The sequence below is a fragment of the Streptomyces chisholmiae genome, assembly GCF_031845445.1.
GTDB classification, from domain to species: domain Bacteria; phylum Actinomycetota; class Actinomycetes; order Streptomycetales; family Streptomycetaceae; genus Streptomyces; species Streptomyces chisholmiae.
In genome coordinates this window covers 136,704-148,516 of sequence record NZ_JAVREO010000001.1, presented here as the reverse complement: position 1 = coordinate 148,516, position 11,813 = coordinate 136,704, and the positions used below count along the sequence as shown (strand labels likewise).

General features: G+C 74.5%; 11 protein-coding genes and 1 pseudogene. 7 read left to right on the top strand and 5 right to left on the bottom strand.

Annotated elements, in window-relative coordinates; all coding sequences use genetic code 11:
- Positions 1-49 precede the first annotated feature (49 nt).
- A complete protein-coding gene (locus RM844_RS00635) occupies positions 50-517 on the top strand; it encodes an adenylyltransferase/cytidyltransferase family protein (protein WP_311663406.1) in 468 nt (155 codons plus the stop codon).
- Here the strand turns inward: RM844_RS00635 and RM844_RS00630 are convergent.
- Positions 433-1,185: a CDP-alcohol phosphatidyltransferase family protein gene (locus tag RM844_RS00630; protein WP_311663404.1), complete on the bottom strand. Its 753-nt coding sequence runs from the start codon at positions 1,183-1,185 to the stop codon at positions 433-435. The two genes, RM844_RS00635 and RM844_RS00630, sit on opposite strands and share 85 nt — an antisense overlap.
- Positions 1,186-1,292: 107 nt before the next feature.
- On the opposite strand from RM844_RS00630, the gene RM844_RS00625 reads away from it, so the two are divergent.
- Positions 1,293-2,306 (top strand): hypothetical protein, encoded by a 1,014-nt coding sequence (locus RM844_RS00625; protein WP_311663402.1) that lies wholly within the window; start codon positions 1,293-1,295, stop codon positions 2,304-2,306.
- Positions 2,307-2,413: 107 nt separating this feature from the next.
- On the opposite strand, the gene RM844_RS00620 is transcribed toward RM844_RS00625, so the two are convergent.
- Entirely contained in the window at positions 2,414-3,106 is a 693-nt protein-coding gene (locus RM844_RS00620) for a bifunctional DNA primase/polymerase (protein WP_311663400.1), read from the bottom strand.
- Positions 3,107-3,347: 241 nt separating this feature from the next.
- On the opposite strand from RM844_RS00620, the gene ddaH reads away from it, so the two are divergent.
- Positions 3,348-4,136: a dimethylargininase gene (gene ddaH / locus RM844_RS00615; RefSeq protein WP_311664293.1), complete on the top strand. Its 789-nt coding sequence runs from the start codon at positions 3,348-3,350 to the stop codon at positions 4,134-4,136.
- Positions 4,137-4,189: 53 nt separating this feature from the next.
- On the opposite strand, the pseudogene RM844_RS33730 reads toward ddaH, so the two are convergent.
- Positions 4,190-4,519, bottom strand: a pseudogene (locus tag RM844_RS33730) (imine reductase family protein); the annotation flags it as partial.
- 173 nt (positions 4,520-4,692) lie between these two features.
- Between RM844_RS33730 and RM844_RS00605 the strand changes: the two are divergent.
- Entirely contained in the window at positions 4,693-4,974 is a 282-nt protein-coding gene (locus RM844_RS00605) for a winged helix-turn-helix transcriptional regulator (RefSeq protein WP_311664291.1), read from the top strand.
- 33 nt (positions 4,975-5,007) lie between these two features.
- Here RM844_RS00605 and RM844_RS00600 read toward each other — a convergent pair whose 3' ends face one another.
- Positions 5,008-5,586 (bottom strand): TetR/AcrR family transcriptional regulator, encoded by a 579-nt coding sequence (locus RM844_RS00600; protein WP_311663398.1) that lies wholly within the window; start codon positions 5,584-5,586, stop codon positions 5,008-5,010.
- A 135-nt stretch (positions 5,587-5,721) separates the two neighbouring features.
- Between RM844_RS00600 and RM844_RS00595 the strand changes: the two genes are divergently transcribed.
- The 3 genes from RM844_RS00595 (at position 5,722) to RM844_RS00585 (ending at position 8,578) form a co-directional block, all read left to right on the top strand.
- Positions 5,722-6,654: an NmrA/HSCARG family protein gene (locus RM844_RS00595; RefSeq protein ID WP_311663396.1), complete on the top strand. Its 933-nt coding sequence runs from the start codon at positions 5,722-5,724 to the stop codon at positions 6,652-6,654.
- A 170-nt stretch (positions 6,655-6,824) separates the two neighbouring features.
- The gene (locus RM844_RS00590) at positions 6,825-7,793 is read left to right on the top strand and encodes an ATP-binding cassette domain-containing protein (RefSeq protein WP_311663394.1); all 969 of its coding nucleotides are present in this window, start codon (positions 6,825-6,827) and stop codon (positions 7,791-7,793) included.
- Positions 7,790-8,578, top strand: coding sequence for an ABC transporter permease (locus tag RM844_RS00585; RefSeq protein WP_311663392.1), 789 nt, complete (start codon positions 7,790-7,792; stop codon positions 8,576-8,578). Before RM844_RS00590 ends, RM844_RS00585 begins: the two co-directional genes overlap by 4 nt.
- On the opposite strand, the gene RM844_RS00580 is transcribed toward RM844_RS00585, so the two are convergent.
- Positions 8,559-11,711, bottom strand: a complete 3,153-nt coding sequence (locus tag RM844_RS00580; protein ID WP_311663390.1) for an ATP-binding protein — start codon at positions 11,709-11,711, stop codon at positions 8,559-8,561. The genes RM844_RS00585 and RM844_RS00580 overlap by 20 nt on opposite strands.
- Between the last annotated feature and the right edge of the window lie 102 nt (positions 11,712-11,813).

The window sequence follows — 11,813 nt, the reverse complement described above, 5'->3', positions numbered from 1 at the left end:
GGGCACGGTAAGACGGGTTCACGACCGGCCAGTGGGGGGTTCGGGCGTCATGCACACCGTGGGCTACGCACCGGGGGTCTACGACCTCTTCCACGTGGGGCACCTCAACATCCTCCGGCACGCCAGGAGTCACTGCGACTACCTGGTGGCGGGGGTGGTCTCGGACGAGATGGCGACGCTGGCCAAGGGCAGGCCGCCGGTGGTCCCGCTGGTGGAGCGGCTGGAGATCGTGCGCAGCATCCGGCACGTGGACGCGGCCTTCGTGGAGACCGTGCCGGACAAGCTGGAGACCTGGCAACAGGTGCGGTTCGACGTGCTGTTCAAGGGCGACGACTGGCGGGGCACCGCGAAGGGCGAGAGGCTGGAGCGGGACTTCGCCGCGGTCGGCGTGCGGATCGTCTACTTCCCGTACACGGTGCACACCTCCAGCACTCAACTGCGCGGCGCCCTCGACGCGTTGAGCGCGGAGAGCGCGCGGAACCAGCGCGCCGAGAACGCCAGGAAGAACAGGCCGTAGGCGACGGCGAGGGCGGCGTAGCCGAACCGGAAGGCGCGTTCGTCGCCGAGTAGCAGGAAGACCAGGCAGAGCGTGCCGAAGTCGACCGGCAGCAGGGCCACCGCACGGACCCGGGAGACGGCGGCGGGCGGGGCCGGCCGGCCGGCGGCCGACCGGCGCAGCTGGTCGGTGAGCAGCCCGCCGAAGAAGATGAGCAGGTGCGCGAGCTGGAAGCCGAGCGGCAGCAACAGCCAGCCGTCGCCGGGCAGTTCGAAGAAGCGGTGGAAGGCGATCAGCACCACGGCGTGCAGGGCGGTGATTCTGGCCAGGTCCACCACGTGGTCCAGCCATTCGCCGGCCGGACTGGAGACGCCCAGCAGCCGGGCCAGTTGACCGTCCGCCGAGTCCAGCGCGAAGCCGAGGAAGAGGCCGAACCAGACGGCCGCGCCCAGCGCCCAGGAGGGCGGGGCCAGTGCGACGCCGGCCAGCGCCAGCCCGCTGACCACGGCGCTGAGCAGGGTGACCTGGTCGGGGCTGAGGCCGAGCCGGTAGGCGGCGGCGGCCAGCCGGCGGCCGACCGGCCGGTTGACGTAACGGGAGTAGAGGGACACGCCCTTGGCGGTCTTCTGCGCCTCGGCCAGCCGCGCCACGGCCGCCCCGTACCCCATCGTGCGCCCCGTCCCCACCATGGGGGGCATCCTCCCACGGCGGCCGGCCGCGCATCCGCCGCACGGACCGGCCCGTGGCACGGATACCATGCGGGGGCCGGAGCGAAACACGACGGGGAGGGCCCAGGATGCGGCTGCGCGCACGACTGACGACGACCACGGCGGGGCTGTTCATGGCCCTGGCGGCGGTCACGTCCCTGTCGGGCTGCATGACGGTGCACGGCGAGACCGCCGTGGTGCCGGCGGCCACCGAGGACGAGGCCGAGCAGGTCCTGGAGCGCTACTTCGAGGTGACCAACGAGGCCCGGCGCACCTACGACGCGGAGCTGAACGCGACGGTGGAGGCCGGCGCGCTGGCGGAGATCAACGGCGCGGGGCTGACCGCCCAGGGCGCGCTCGCCGAGGAGGCCGCGGCCGCCGAGGGCGAGGAGGGTGCCGAGGGCGAGGAGACGGACGGGGCGGCGCAGCTGTCCTACGCCAACCCGCGGTTCCTGATCCCGCAGCAGGCCGGCTGGCCCAAGTTCTTCATGGTGGACACCGAGATCGAGGGCAACGAGAGCCGCTGGCTGCTCACCTTCTCCCGGAACAGCGTGGACGAGGAGTGGAAGGCGCGCTACCTCTCGGTGCTCCAGCCGTCCGCGATCCCGGAGTTCGCCGAGGACGAGGACGGCTACCTGGAGGACATCCAGATCGCCAGCGAGGACACCGGCCTCTCGGTGGTGCCGGGCGAGCTGGGCACCGCGTACACCGAGTACCTCGACCAGGGGCAGGGCTCGTTCCTCGGTGGTCCGTACACCTCCGAGGTGCTGGCCGCCCGGGAGGCGGCGGCCGAGGACCCGGCCTCGTCGACGGACTTCGCGGACGTGCCGTCCGAGCAGGACGCCCACCCGACGTTCGCGGTGCGCACGGCGGACGGCGGGGCGCTGGTGCTGTTCACCATGCGGATGGACGAGAAGCGGACCTGGGCCGAGGGTGAGACGCCGCAGGTGCACGAGATGGTGAAGCCGCTGATGCAGGGCACGGCGGACAGCGCGGTCACCCTCCAGCGGTATGCCACCTTCACCGCCTACGTGCCGGAGGGCGAGGACCCGGTGGACCTGCGCGGTCGGATGGCGGGCGTCTTCCAGGCGCTGGGCGAGTAGCGGCGCGGGCGACCGCGGGAAGCGCGGGAAGCGCGGGAACCTCACGAGCAACGCGGAAGGGGGGCGACGCCGGTGGCGTCGCCCCCCTTCGGGTGTCCAGGGGCGGGTCAGCCGGGCCAGGCCGGCTCGCGGTGGCTGGCGCAGGCGTCGGTGAGCGTCTCCAGCAGGGCCAGCGGGTCGGGCAGCGGGTGCTCGGGGCCGCGCAGCCAGCGGACCCCGGACCGGCCGTCCTCGGTGAGCCGGGAGGGCGGCAGCAGCACGTAGCTGCCGCGGCAGTGCCAGCGCAGCCCCGGGTGCTCGTCCATGGTCTCGGGGTGGCAGTCCAACTCGCAGGGCCACCACTCGTCCTCGTCGTCCGGGGTGCCGCGGGTGGCGGTGAAGAAGAGCATCCGGTCGGGGTCGGCGACGGCCACCGGGCCGACCTCGACGCCCTCGGCGGCCAAACGTTCCAGCGCCTGCTGGCCGGCGGCGAGCGGGACGTCCAGCACGTCGTGGGCGCGGCCGGTGGCGGTGACGAAGTTGGCCTCGGGATCGGCGCGCAGCCAGCGCAGCACCCGCTCGGGATCGGTGGTGGCCTCCGTGCTCCAGGTGAGGGAGACCGGGTGCCGGGCCGGCGTCGGACAGCCGATCCGGGCGCAGGAACAGCCGTAGCCCTCCGGGTGCGCGGCCGGGGCGACGGGCAGGCCGGCCTCGGCAGCGGCGAGCAGCGACTCCTCACGGGCCTGGGCGGCGGCCGCCACCCCGCCGGCGGCCCGACCACCACGACGCAACCAGCGGGGAATCCTGCTCTCGCGTGCCATCAAGTGCCTACCGCCTCACTCTCGTCCCGTAAGCAGACCAGCAACCCGGAAGTGCGGCGTATTCCTCCTCCCGGGGTTGGCGCTCATCCTGCCCTGTCCCCACCCCCGATGGGTAATCGGGAGAGGTCTGGTGAACGGGGCCCACGCTGGGCACACTGTGATCACCGCGGTGCGTACCCGCACCAGTTCAGCGGCCCCTCACCCTCAAGGAGCCCCGGTGTATCGAGCCCGTCGCTATCTGATGTGTCCCCCGGAGCATTTCCGGGTCACGTATTCGATCAATCCGTGGATGGATCTGACCAAACCGGTCGACGCGCGACTGGCGATGGCTCAGTGGAGTGATCTGCGCGACTGTTTTCGCGCACTCGGGCACACCGTGCACGAGCTGACCCCCCACCCGGACCTGCCCGACCTGGTCTTCACCGCCAACGGCGGCCTGGTCCTGGACGACCGGGTGCTGGGCGCCCGGTTCGCGCACCCCGAGCGGTACGGCGAGGCCGGGGTGCACGAGGAGTGGCACCGGGAGCACGGGCGCGCGGAGTTTCAACGCGCGCAACACACCAACGAGGGAGAGGGCGACTTCGCGGTGACGGCCGACTGGCTGCTGGCCGGTCACGGCTTCCGCTCCAGCCCGCTGGCCCCGCAGGAGGCGCAGGAGTTCTTCGGCCGCCCGGTGATCGGCCTGGACCTGGTCGACCCGAGGTTCTACCACCTGGACACGGCGCTCTGCGTGCTGGACGACCAGGACCGGAGCGGTGGCGGCGTCATGTACTACCCAGGGGCGTTCTCGCCCGGGAGCCGGGCGGTGCTGGCCCGGCTCTTCCCGGAGGCGATCGTGGCGGCGGAGTCGGACGCCCTGGCGCTGGGGCTGAACGCGGTCTCGGACGGCCACCACGTGGTGCTGCCGCAGGCCGCCCTCGGTCTGTACGAGCCGCTGCGCGAGCGCGGCTACGAGCCGGTGCCGATCGACCTGAGCGAGCTGTTGAAGGCCGGTGGCAGCGTCAAGTGCTGCACCGGGGAGCTGCGCTGACCCCGGCGCCGCCGGCGCGCTGAGCCGGGCGGGTGGCGGCGGTGGCCGGCGGGGCCGGCCGCCGCCGCGGTCGCCACGTCCTGCGGCATGCCCTCCCGGAAGAGGCCGAGCGAGGAGGCCGGCTCCGTGTAGTCGCCACGGTCGATCTCCGCGGCCAGCGTCGGCAGGATCGAGCCGATCATCGCCAGCCACTGCGCCTGGTACCGCACCAGCGAGGCAGCGGGCAGCCCACGCCCGGTGACCAGGGCCGCGCCGTGGCGGAAGCCGATCAGGGCGGGCAGCGGGGTGGCACCGACGGCGGACTCGTAGAGGGCCGCGAGGCCCGGCTCGGCGCCGAGGTGCACGGTGTCCCCGCCCAGCACCCGCAGGACATGGCGGTGCTCCGTTCTCCGGAAAAGGGGGAACTCCCCGGAACGGCCCGGGGATTCGGCGCACTCCATGCTCCATTCGCGCACACGTTCTCTCAAGTACCTACTATTTCATCGGGTACTGACATTCTGATCAGTGAACAAGAAGGCACGGCTACACCTGCGGGCTGGACGCGGCCATCGACATGATGGGCGGCAAGTGGAAGGGGCTGATCCTCTTCTCGCTCGCCGAAGGCCCGCTGCGCTTCGGTGAGTTGCGGCGGACGATCGCCGGTATCAGTGAACGGGTGCTGATCCGCCAGCTGCGGGAGCTGGAGTCCTGCGGGCTGCTGCACCGCGAGGTGTACCACCAGGTCCCGCCGAAAGTGGAGTACTCGCTGACCGCCTTCGGCCGGTCGCTGAACGAGGCGATGGCGCCGCTCGGGCAGTGGGGCGAGGACCACATGGAGCGGATCGAGGCCGTCTCCTAGCGCCCGCCGGGGGCCGGGCCGCCGGGCCCCGGGTCAGTGCCCGGGGCTGATCCCGGCCACCACCAGCCGGAACAGCCGGTCCGCCGTCGCCTCGGGGTCGGCCCGGTGCTCGGTGGCCAGCGCGATGCCGACCAGCAGGGTGAGCAGCTCGGCCATGGTGACGTCCTCCGGCACCGCGCCGTCCCGCGCGGCCCGGCGGAGCAGCGGGGTGCCGGCCGCCTCGATCACGGTGGCGCAGGAGTTGTCGTAGGGCGACTCGGCGTCCGTTCCCGCGTCGGCGTCGTCGGGGGTGAGGGCGGCGGCCAGGCCGCGGGCGGTGGCGCAGTAGACGACGACCTCGCCCAGCCACGTCAGCAGCGCGTCCCGGCTGTCGTCGAGGTCGGCCAGTTCCCCGGCCCGGACGCGGAGCGCCTCGACCCTGGTCGCGGAGACCGCCTCCACCAGCGCCCGCCGGGTGGGGAAGTGCCGGCGCACGGTCGCCGAACCGACCCCGGCGGTCCGGGCGATCTGCTCCAGGGAGGCGTGCGCGCCGTGCGCGGCGACCTCCCGTTCGGCCACCGCGAGGATGCGCGCGTAGTTGCGCCGGGCGTCCGCGCGCTGCTGGGCGGGCATGGCGTCACCTCTCGATCTCGGTCTCTCGATGCCCCCACTGGATTAAGTGGCGGGCCCCGCCGTATCGTAGCGGGCAGCTAAACGGCGGGCCCCGCCGTTTACGCCTTCCGTTGTCGACCCCGCAGGAGCAGCACCATGCCAACCGACTCCGCACCCGTTCTGGTCACCGGCGCCACCGGCCGCCAGGGCGGCGCCACGACCCGCGCCCTGCGCGCGGCCGGGGTGCCGGTCCGCGCCCTGGTCCGGAACCCGGACACCGACCGGGCCAGGGCCGTCGCCGCCCTCGGCGCCGAACTCGTCGTCGGCGACCTCGACGACCGGGCCTCCGTGGTCCGGGCCGCCGAGGGCGCCAGGGCCGTCTTCTCCGTACAGATGGCGCCCCTGGTCGGCCAGACCTTCGACTTCGGCGCGGAGATCAACCAGGGCGTCAACCTCATCGAGGGCGCGAAGGCCGCCGGGGTGCGGCAGTTCGTGCACACCTCGGTCAGCGGCGCCGGCCAGCACACCGAGGCGCCCGGCTGGTTCGAGGGCCGCTGGGCGGAGATGGCGCTCACCCTCACCGCCAAGGCCACCATCCAGGACCGGCTGCGGGCCGCCGGATTCGCCCGCTGGACGCTGATCAAGCCGGCCTTCTTCATGGAGAACTTCCAGCCCGAGATGGCCTTCCTCTTCCCGCGTGGGGTGGCCGGCGGCCTGGTCTCGGTGGTGAAGCCGGCCACCCGGCTCTCCCTGATAGCGGCGGCCGACATCGGCCGGGTGGCCGCAGCGGCCATCGCCGAGCCGGACCGGTTCGACCGGGTCGAGCTGGAACTGGCGGGCGAGTACCTGTCGATGACGGAGATCGCCGCGGTGCTGTCGCGCGCCCTGGGCACCGAGCTGGCGGCGCCGGACCTGACCGAGGCGGAGGCCAGGGCGGCCGGCATGCCGGGCATGGGCGCCACCCACGAGTGGTTGAACGTGGTCGGCCAACCGGCGCGCCCGGAACTGGCCCAGGCCCTCGGCCTGTCCCTCACCGGCTTCGAGACCTGGGCCACGGAACACCTCCGACCGGTCACCGCCACGGTCTGAGCCACACGGACCGCCGCCGGCCGGCCCGGCGGGGGCGGAACGGCGGGCGGCGCGATCCGGCGGAAACGCCCCGGTTGTCGCGGCTCGGGGGACGGCCGGTTTCACCGGGCGGCCGCCCCTGAAGCCACTCTGAAACCCCGCTGAAGCCGCTCCCCCACAGGCTGTGCGGCATGACAACGACAGCGAACGAACCCGCCATCGCGGCCCGGGGACTGACCAAGTCCTACGGCGCGAAGCAGGTCCTCGGCGGTATCGACCTCACGGTGCCGCCGGGGACGGTCTTCTCCCTCCTGGGGCCCAACGGGGCCGGCAAGACCACCGTCGTCAAGATCCTCTCCACGCTCATCACCGCGGACGCCGGTGAACTGAGCGTCGGCGGGCACGACCTGGCCACCGACCCGCGGGCGGTGCGGGCCGCGATCGGCGTCACCGGGCAGTTCTCCGCCGTGGACGGCCTGATCACGGGCGAGGAGAACATGCTCCTCATGGCGGACCTGCACCATCTCCCCCGCGCCGAGGGCCGCCGCACCGCCGCCGGGCTGCTGGAGCGCTTCGACCTGGTGGAGGCCGCGAAGAAGCCCGCCGCCACCTACTCCGGCGGCATGCGACGCCGCCTCGACATCGCCATGACCCTGGTCGGCGGCCCGCGGATCATCTTCCTCGACGAGCCCACCACCGGTCTCGACCCCCGCTCGCGGCACTCGATGTGGGGGATCATCCGCCAGCTGGTCTCCGACGGCGTCACCGTCTTCCTCACCACCCAGTACCTGGCGGAGGCCGACGAACTCGCCGACCGCATCGCCGTCCTCCACGACGGCGGGATCGCCGCCGAGGGCACCGCCGAGGAGCTCAAGCGCCTCGTCCCCGGCGGGCACATCCGCCTCCGCTTCACCGACCCGGCCGCCTACCAGGCCGCCGCCACCGCCCTGCGCGAGGTCAGCCGGGACGACGAGGCCCTCTCGCTGCGCATCCCGAGCGACGGCAGCCAGCGCGAGCTGCGCTCCGTCCTCGACTGGCTGGACGCCGCGGGCGTCGAGGCCGACGAGCTGACCGTGCACACCCCCGACCTCGACGACGTGTTCTTCGCCCTGACCGGCGGCACCGGAACCCCCGACCAGACCACGGAGACAGCCCGATGAGCACCCTCGGCCTCGCCGTCCGCGACTCGGCCACGATGCTGCGCCGCAACCTGCTGCACGCCCGGCGCTACCCGTCCCTCACCCTGAACCTGCTGCTCACGCCGATCGTCCTGCTGCTGCTCTTCGTCTACATCTTCGGCGACGTGATGAGCGCGGGCATCGGCGGCGACGCCGACCGGTCCGCGTACATCGCCTACCTCGTCCCGGGCATCCTGATGATGACCATCGGCAGCACCGTGATCGGGGCCGCGGTCTCCGTGGCCATGGACATGTCCGAGGGCATCATCGCCCGCTTCCGCACCATGGCGATCCACCGCGGCTCCGTGATCGTCGGTCACGTCGCCGGCAGCGTGCTACAGGTGCTCGCCAGCCTGCTCCTCGTCGGCGCCGTCGCCCTGGCCATCGGCTTCCGTGCCACCGACGCCACCGCCCTGGAGTGGCTCGCCGCGCTCGGGCTGCTCACGCTGTTCGCCCTGGCGCTCACCTGGGTCGCCGTCGGGATGGGACTGGCCAGCCCGAACGCCGAGGCGGCCAGCAACAACGCGCTGCCGCTGATCCTGCTCCCGCTCATCTCCAGCGCCTTCATCCCGGCCGAGACGATGCCGGGGTGGTTCCGGCCGGTCGCCGAGTACCAGCCGTTCACGCCGGCCATCGAGACCCTGCGCGGGCTGCTCCTCGGCACCGAGATCGGAAACGACGGCTGGCTCGCTCTCGCCTGGTGCCTCGGCCTGACGGTGCTCGGCTACCGCTGGTCCACCGCGCTGTTCAGCCGCGATCCGCGATGAGCGCGCGCACGGCGCCCCGCAGGTCGTCGCGCTCCAGGGCGGCGTACTCCGACACCGCGTCGGAGTACGCCGCCCCGGCGGCGTCCCGCGCCGCGCGCCGGGCGCGGTCCTCCGCCATCGTCGGCTGGAAGTCCCGCAGGACGTGCAGCCGTTCGGCCAGCGCGATCATCCGGACGGCGCGAACGTCGCCGTCCGCGAGCCCGGCCAGGCCCAGGGCGTGCAGCACGGTCCCGAGCACGGGCAGCTCGATGGGCGGCCGGGCGGGGTCGCCGGCCAGGATCTCCAGCCGCCGCTCCAGCCCGTCGACCAGGTCCGCGACGAGCGCCGTGCGGCTCGCGTACGCGTGCGCCGCCACCGCCGCCGACTGGAGCTGCAGCGCCCAGGGGTCGAGCCGGGGATCGCCGCCGTGCGGGAAGCCGGCCGCGGGCAGCCGGCTCACGGCGGTGCGCCACAGGCCGAGCCCGACCTCGGTCAGCCCGCGGGCCAGCGCGATCTCGGCGCGCCCGCCGAAGTCGGGGCTGTAGTAGGTGTCCTCCTGGGGGGCGGCGTCGCGCTCGGCCTCCCGCAGCCAGTGGTCGGCCTCCTCCGGGTCGCCACGCTGCAGGCACGCGAGGACGAGACCGGTGCGGACGCCGATGTGGTCCTGGCCGTCGCCGAGCCGCGGCAGCACCGTGAGCGCGGCCGTGAGGTGCTGGTACGCCTCCTCGCCCCGCCCGGTCCGCAGGCACAGCTCGCCGAGCCGGGAATGGCCGGTGAGCAGCATGGAGGGGTTGTCCACCGGGGCCAGCCCGGCGACCATGCGGCGGGCCGAGACGAGCGCGCGGTCGATGTCGTGCTCGTACTCCCAGACGTAGCTGGCGACGCACTCGGCTATGCCGGCGACCAGCGAGCGCCCGCTGCCGCCGTCGACGCGGCTGCCGCTGTCGCACAGACGCTTCAGGACGGTGTGGTCGGGCGGCCGCATGTCGGGGATCGCGCACAGCACCGCCGCGGTGGCGCGCAGCAGGTTGTCCGGCGGGGCCGGGGGCAGCCGGCGGAGGGTGACGAGCTGGCGCACGGCGTGCGGGCCGAGGCCCATCAGCAGCGTTCCGCCGCACAACACGGCGGCGGCGCGGGCGACTTCGACGTACTCCTCGGCCGGGTGGTAGTGCGAGAGCGGCGGGCCGGTCTCGGCGGCGAGGGCGATGAGCCGGGGGAAGTTGACGTCGGTGGACCACTGGGTGGCGAGGACCGCGGTGAGCGCGGCGATGGCGGGGCCGTCCGTCCGGGCCAGGGCGTGCCGCAGGGCCAGCACGAGATTGTCCTGCTCGGGCCGGATCCGGTGCCACGCGGCCAGCGGCTCGGAGCCGAACAGCGCGTCGTGGTACGCGACGCCGAAGTCCCGCGCCCAGGTGAGGAACCGACCGACGGCCTCCTCGTCCTCCCCGGCCTCCGCGCGCCGGGCCGCGCTGAACTCCCGTACCGTCTCCAGCATCCGGAAGCGCGCGCCGGCGGCGGTGTCGGCGACGGTGACCAGCGACTGGCCGGCCAGCTGCTCCAGCAGGAACAGCGCGTCGGGGCCGAGGACGCGCTCCGCCGCCTCGCCGGAGAAGCCGCCGGGGAAGACGGACAGCAGGCGCAGCGCGGCCCGGCCGTCCTCCTCCAGCAGGTTCCAGCTCCACTCGACGACGGCGTGCAGCGTGCGGTGGCGCTCGGGGACGTCCCGGGCCCCGCCGCGCAGCAGCGCGAACCGGTCGCCGAGGCGGCGCGCGATCTCGGGCACCGACAGCACCCGCACCCGGGCCGCGGCCAGCTCCACGGCCAGCGGCAGCCCGTCGAGCTGGCGGCACAGCCCGGCCACGTCGTCCGGCGGCAGCCCGACCCCGGGCCTGGCGGCCCTGGCCCGCTGGGTGAACAGCTCGACCGAGGTGTCGAGACCCAGCTCCGGCAGCGCGTACACCGCCTCGGAGCTGAGGCCGAGCGGGGCCCGGCTGGTGGTGAGCACGCGCAGGTCCCGGGAACGGGCGACCAGCGTCCGCACGAGGTCGGCGGCGCCGCGGACGACCTGCTCGCAGTTGTCCAGCACCAGCAGCGCGGGGGCGGGGCCGAGCGCGGCGAGGATGCCGGCCACCGGGTCGGCGGCGGCGTGGCCGGCCAGGGCGCCGGGCCGTCCCTCGCCCGTGCCGAGCGCGGAGGCCACCTCCGCGGCCACGTCCTCGTCCGCCGTGACGCCGGCGAGCGGCACGAAGTACACCGCGCGCTGCCCGGCCCGGCGGCCGACGGCGTGCGCGAGCCGGGTCTTGCCGAGGCCGCCGGGGCCGACGACGGAGACGGCGCGCGAGGCGCTCAGCAGCGCTTCCACCGCGGCGAGGTCATCGTCGCGTCCCAACAGGGGGTTCGGCTCGTGCGGCACGCCGTGCCGGACGGGGGGCGCCTCGGCGCGCAGCAGCTCGCGGTGCACGGCCCGGAGCGCGGCGCCCGGGTCGGTGCCGAGCGCCTCGCGCAGCTCGCGGCGGTAGGACTCGTAGCGGGTGAGCGCGGCGGAGGGGCCGGCCGTGGCCGCCTCGGCGCGCAGCAGTTCGGCGAGCACCTCCTCGTCGTGCGGCCGCTCGCCGGCGGCCGCGGCCAGCGGCCCGGCCGCCTCGGCGTGCCGCCCGAGGCGGGCGAGCGCGAGGCCCCGCGCGCGGGCGAGGGCGGCGCGGACGGGGGCGCGTTCGGCGCGCAGCGCGGCCACCGGGTCCTCGGGCTCCCCGTCCTCGTCCGGGGTGCCCTCCCACAGCGCGAGCCCGGCCTCGGCGGCGGCGAGCGCGCCCGCGTGGTCCCCGGCCCGGGCCCGGTCGGCGCCGGCGGCGGCGTGCAGCAGGAGCGCGGAGCTGTCGACCTGCTCCTCGGCGAGGGCGAGCCGGTACCCCGTCGGCGTGCTGACGAGCACCTCCGTCCCCAGCTGCGCCCGCGCCCGGGACACCAGCACCTGTAGGGCCTTGGCCGGCCGCGCCGGCAACTCCCCCGGCCAGAGCCCCGCGACGAGCCGCGCGGTACCGCACCCGCCGCTCAACTCCCCCGCGAGCAGGGCCAGCAGCCCGCGGATCCGGGGCGCGGTGACCTCCCGCCCGCGGTAGGCGACACGCGGCAGCAGCACAAGGTCGGTGGTCACCGGTGCAGATTAAGCCAAGCCGCCACGGCCACCACCCCACGGGGCAACGGTGTGAGGCGGGGCCCCGGCCGCCCGGAACGGGAGCCGGCCGCGGGGCGCGCG

Excerpts from the sequence above, each read along its gene's own strand:
- RM844_RS00585 (WP_311663392.1), top strand. The coding sequence starts at position 7,790 with ATGAGCACCCTCGGCCTCGCCGTCCGCGACTCGGCCACGATGCTGCGC.
- RM844_RS00605 (WP_311664291.1), top strand. The coding sequence starts at position 4,693 with ATGGGCGGCAAGTGGAAGGGGCTGATCCTCTTCTCGCTCGCCGAAGGC.
- RM844_RS00620 (WP_311663400.1), bottom strand. The coding sequence starts at position 3,106 with ATGGCACGCGAGAGCAGGATTCCCCGCTGGTTGCGTCGTGGTGGTCGG.
- RM844_RS00595 (WP_311663396.1), top strand. The coding sequence starts at position 5,722 with ATGCCAACCGACTCCGCACCCGTTCTGGTCACCGGCGCCACCGGCCGC.
- RM844_RS00630 (WP_311663404.1), bottom strand. The coding sequence starts at position 1,185 with ATGGTGGGGACGGGGCGCACGATGGGGTACGGGGCGGCCGTGGCGCGG.
- RM844_RS00635 (WP_311663406.1), top strand. The coding sequence starts at position 50 with ATGCACACCGTGGGCTACGCACCGGGGGTCTACGACCTCTTCCACGTG.
- RM844_RS00600 (WP_311663398.1), bottom strand. The coding sequence starts at position 5,586 with ATGCCCGCCCAGCAGCGCGCGGACGCCCGGCGCAACTACGCGCGCATC.
- ddaH (WP_311664293.1), top strand. The coding sequence starts at position 3,348 with ATGTGTCCCCCGGAGCATTTCCGGGTCACGTATTCGATCAATCCGTGG.
- RM844_RS00590 (WP_311663394.1), top strand. The coding sequence starts at position 6,825 with ATGACAACGACAGCGAACGAACCCGCCATCGCGGCCCGGGGACTGACC.
- RM844_RS00625 (WP_311663402.1), top strand. The coding sequence starts at position 1,293 with ATGCGGCTGCGCGCACGACTGACGACGACCACGGCGGGGCTGTTCATG.